The organism is Kitasatospora sp. NPDC091257 (assembly GCF_044757675.1).
Classification (GTDB): Bacteria; Actinomycetota; Actinomycetes; order Streptomycetales; family Streptomycetaceae; genus Kitasatospora; species Kitasatospora lactacystinica.
On record NZ_JBIVVI010000921.1, the window covers coordinates 1 to 3,763 of the forward strand.

At 76.3% G+C, this 3,763-nt stretch carries 4 protein-coding genes; 3 read left to right on the forward strand and 1 reads right to left on the reverse strand.

Annotation, left to right across the window (positions count from 1 at the left end; translation table 11 throughout):
- The first annotated feature begins 40 nt into the window (after nucleotides 1-40).
- Both ACIQOV_RS32060 and ACIQOV_RS32065 read left to right on the forward strand, forming a co-directional pair.
- The gene (locus ACIQOV_RS32060; protein ID WP_401054199.1) at nucleotides 41-838 is read left to right on the forward strand and encodes a VOC family protein; all 798 of its coding nucleotides are present in this window, start codon (nucleotides 41-43) and stop codon (nucleotides 836-838) included.
- A 36-nt stretch (nucleotides 839-874) separates the two neighbouring features.
- Nucleotides 875-1,378, forward strand: coding sequence for a DinB family protein (locus ACIQOV_RS32065; RefSeq protein WP_401054201.1), 504 nt, complete (start codon nucleotides 875-877; stop codon nucleotides 1,376-1,378).
- Nucleotides 1,379-1,433: 55 nt separating this feature from the next.
- Here the strand turns inward: ACIQOV_RS32065 and ACIQOV_RS32070 are convergent, their stop codons facing one another.
- Complete coding sequence (locus ACIQOV_RS32070) at nucleotides 1,434-2,129, reverse strand: ArsR/SmtB family transcription factor (RefSeq protein ID WP_401054202.1); 696 nt, start codon at nucleotides 2,127-2,129, stop codon at nucleotides 1,434-1,436.
- A 187-nt stretch (nucleotides 2,130-2,316) separates the two neighbouring features.
- Here ACIQOV_RS32070 and ACIQOV_RS32075 point away from each other — a divergent pair, with 187 nt between their 5' ends.
- Entirely contained in the window at nucleotides 2,317-3,759 is a 1,443-nt protein-coding gene (locus ACIQOV_RS32075) for a hypothetical protein (RefSeq protein ID WP_401054204.1), read from the forward strand.
- The last annotated feature ends 4 nt before the right edge of the window (nucleotides 3,760-3,763 follow it).

A 3,763-nucleotide genomic window follows, 5' to 3' on the forward strand; every position in this document is an offset into this window, starting at 1 on the left:
CCCCGGCGCGCGCACTTTCGCCACACACGAGGGCAGAGAGATGGCTGCGCTACCTGAGGGCACACCCTGTTGGGCCGACGCGATGTTCACCGACCTGGAGGGCGCGAAGGCCTTCTACGGCGACGTGTTGGGCTGGACCTTCGGCGAGAGCTCGTCGGAGTTCGGGAACTACACCCAGGCCTACTCGGACGGCAGGGCCGTCGCCGCGATCGTGCCGCCGATGCCGGGCGCGGAGGCCCAGTCCGCCTGGTGCCTCTACCTGGCCTCGCCGGACGCCGGTGCCACCGCGACGCGGATCCGCGCCAACGGCGGCGAGGTGGTCATGGGGCCGATGCAGGTCGGCGACCTCGGCACGATGGTGATCGCCAAGGACCCGGCCGGAGTGGTGTTCGGCGTCTGGCAGGCCGGCCGGCACGAGGGCTTCGAGAAGCAGGGCGAGCCCGGCGCCTACACCTGGGCCGAGCTGGTGACCCGCGAGCCCGCGAAGGCGGACGCCTTCTTCCCGGAGGTCTTCCCGTTCGGCGTGAAGAAGATGGCGGGTGGGGACTTCGACTACCGGATGTTCCAGGTCGACGACCGGCCGGTGCTGGGCCGGATGGGCGCGGAGGGGGAGTTCCTGCCGCCCGAGGCACCCTCGTACATCAGCGTCTACTTCGCGGTGGACGACACCGACGCCGCGATCGGCCGGCTGACGGCCCGCGGCGGCAAGGTGTACTTCGGGCCGATGGACAGCCCGTTCGGCCGGTTCGCGGCGGTCGGCGACCCGCAGGGGGCGGCCTTCGGGTTGATCGACGTCGGTCGGCGGGTAGGGGAGCAGCCGGAGACGGTGGACGTCTGATGCGTCCGACGGGACGACGAGCGGCAGGGGTGGCCGATGGGTGAGCGCGAGGAACTCGTCGAAACGCTGGACAAGCACCGCGAACTGCTGCGGCGCACCGTACGGGACCTCACCGACGCGCAGGCGGCCGAGCGCACCACGGTCAGCGAGCTGTGCCTCGGCGGCCTGATCAAGCACGTGGCGGCGGTCGAGGCGCGCTGGGCGCGGTTCATGACCGGCGGCGCGGAGGCGATGCGGCGCGGGGACGGGGGCGCCGCCGACCCGGACGCCTGGGCGGCCCAGTTCCGGATGGCGGAAGGCGACACCCTGGCCGGGCTGCTCGCCGAGTACGAGCGGACGGCGCGCGGGACGGACGAGCTGGTCCGGACCCTGCCCGCCCTCGACCTCGCCCACGAGCTGCCGCCCGCGCCCTGGTTCCCGCCGGGCACGGCCTGGTCGGCCCGGCGGGTGCTGCTGCACCTGATCGCCGAGACCGCGCAGCACGCCGGGCACGCGGACATCATCCGGGAGTCGCTGGACGGGGCGAAGTCGATGGGCTGAGCGGCGGTTCGCCCGGCACGTCGAGCGGCACGTCGAGCGGCGCCGGGGACGGCCGTCAGGGCAGCTCCACGCCGAGGAGTTCGCGCAGCGCCCGGTTGCCGTCCGGGGTGACCCGAAGGGCCCGGCCGGAGCCGATCCGTTCCACCCAGGCGCGGTCCAGGGCGGCCCGGCAGAGTGCCGCGCCGAGCGCCCCGCCCAGGTGGGTGCGGCGTTCCGTCCAGTCCAGGCACCCGCGCACGACCGGGCGTCCGCCCCGGTGGCCCGCGCGCGGCGGCAGCTCGATCGTCTGCGCGGCCAGCCAGTCCCGGCCGTGCCCGGTGACGGCCAGCCCGCCCTCCTCGGTGACCAGGCCGCGGGCGAACAGCGCGTCCGACACGGCCACGCCGAGGCGTCCGGCCAGGTGGTCGTAGCAGGTACGGGCCCGGGCCTCGGCACTCAGCCGGGTGGCCTCGGTCAGGTTGCGCGGCGCGGTCGCGGGGCCGGGGCCGGACTCGGCGAAGGCGGTGAGGTCCTCGATCAGCGTGGCCACCGCGGGCGTGGCCAGCCGGACGTACCGGTGCCGGCCCTGTCGTTCTTCGGCCAGCAGCCCGCCCGCGATCAGCCGGGACAGGTGCTCGCTGGCCGTGGACGGCGCCACGCGCGCGTGGCGGGCCAGCTCACCGGCGGTCCAGGCGCGACCGTCGAGCAGCGCCGTGCAGATGGCGGCGCGGGTGGGGTCGGCGAGCAGGGCGGCGAAGGCGGCGAGCGTCATGCCTCCATGGTCGGGGCACGGGGGAGCGTGCGGGCGCCGAGTCGCGTACCGGGGCGGAGCGGCGCACGGGGGCCGGGGCGGTCGCGGCGGCGGGGCCGCGTGGGGGAGCGGAGCCGGGAACATGCCACCAGGGTCGCCCCCGCACGGTTCGGCCGGGGCCGAAACGACCCGGGGCCACGATGACGGCATGAGCGAAACCACGGTGGTCTCCGGCCCCGCGACGATGACCTTCTCCCGCTACGACGACGTGACGGCGGCGCTGGCCGACCCGGCGCTGGTCCCGCCGCCCGCCGGGCCGGCCGTGCCCGGAGCGCCCGGCGCCGCCCCCGGCACGGTGGCCTGGCTGCGGTCCGCCGTCGCCCGGTTCAGTTCCGGCGAGCCGCACGCCCGGCGCCGGGCGCTGGTGCTGGCGGACCTGGAGCGGCTGGACCCGGACAGGCTGCGGGTGGCCGCGGCCGCCGGCTTCGAGTCCGACGTCCGGCTGCGGGTCGTCCGGGTGCTCGCGGCGGAGCTCGGCCTGGCCGACCCGGAGGCCGTGGCGCGGGATGTCGCGACGGTGTCCCGGGCGTACTTCGCCGACGCGTCGGACGATCCGGCGGTGGCCGACCCGACGGCGGACGCGGCGGTGGCCCGGCTGCTGCCCGCGATGGGGGGCCGGGACGACGCGGCGGGGGGCCGGGACGACGCGGCGGGGGACCGGGACGAGGAGACGGCCGCGAACCGGATCGGCCTGCTCGTCCAGGCCTGCGACGCCACCGCCGCGCTGGTCGAGGGCGCCCGCCGGCACGAGGACGGATTGGCCGGCGTGCTGCGCGCGGACCCGCCGGTCCGGACGATGCGTCGGCTCGCCGCCCGGGCGACCGAGGTCGGCGGGGTCGCGGTACCGGCCGGGACGCGGGTCCTGCTCGACATCGCGGCGGCCCAGTCCGGGGCGCCGGCGGGCGTCGCGCTCACCTTCGGCGCCCCGCCCCGGAGCTGCCCGGGCCGCTCGCAGGCCCTCGTCATCGCCGAGGGCATCCTGTACGGCGCCTCCGATCCGGCGGACACCGGGGCGCCGGACATGCCGCCCGCGCCGGATCGAGGGAAGGCCGAACTCGCCTCCCTGGTACCGGAGATGGTCGAGAGCGTGCTTGTCCTGGCGGCCGGTTGGACGGACTGGGACGGTCGCCCGATCCTCAACGCCGACGGCCGAACCTACACGCCGCACAAGGCTGTTCGCCGTATCGCCGACCATCTTGTCGACCACCTCGCCGAGGTGGAGGCCCGGGTGGTCGGTGAGCCGACCGAGCCCGACCACTGGCATGCCTCCGGTGTCACCACCCCGGCCGACCTGGCCCCGTTCACCACCGCCGACCTGGACGAGGCCCGCAGCCGGCTGACCCGGCTGGCCGGGATCTGGTCCCGGCGGATCACCGCACTGCCGGACGAGCGGCTGGACGACTCGCCGGGGACGGGCTGGAGCTTCCGGCAGATCGTCCGGCACGTCTCCGGGGCCGGGTACTACTACGCGGACTCGGTCGGCGCGCTCGGCAGCCCGGAGGGTGCGACCGACCGCCCGGAGGGAGCGACCGGCACCCCGGCGAACGCGACCGGCACCCCGGCGAACGACCCGACGGAGACGGCCCGATGACCCC